Genomic DNA, 381 nt, shown 5'->3' with positions numbered 1-381 from the left:
CGAGAAGGACTTCTTGGTCTTGGGCAGCTCCAACCCGAAATTGGCTTCCGGATCGGTCAGCGGTGCGGGTTCATCGAGATCGTCCAGGCGATCCTGCAGCGTGCGGGTCACCACTGGGACCCACCGTAACCCGACGCGCAAGAACACCTCGTCGGCATGGTCATAGGTGAGCGCACCGGGAATCAACAGCTCCGCCCCCAGGTCGGGGTCGGCGACATCGCTGTCGAGATCGAGCAACCGCCACCGCAACCGAGCCTGCTCACTGAGTAACGCCCGCCGGGCTCCGGCCAATGCGGCGTGGCTCTCATTCGGTATGTCGTCGGAATCGGGGTGGGTGAAGGAGTTCTCGGTGATCAGCGAGATGTAGAAGCTACCGTCTCT

Annotated in this window: 1 protein-coding gene; it reads right to left on the bottom strand. The window is 62.7% G+C overall.

The features are described from left to right. Positions 1-381 (bottom strand): hypothetical protein (locus ACX4ZE_RS23185; protein WP_480275588.1); only part of this gene is annotated, 381 nt, incomplete at both ends.

The sequence above is a fragment of the Nocardia sp. TBRC8007 genome (assembly GCF_056629435.1).
Note: the sequence above shows the minus strand (reverse complement) of the source record. Positions and strands in the feature narration are given on the sequence as shown.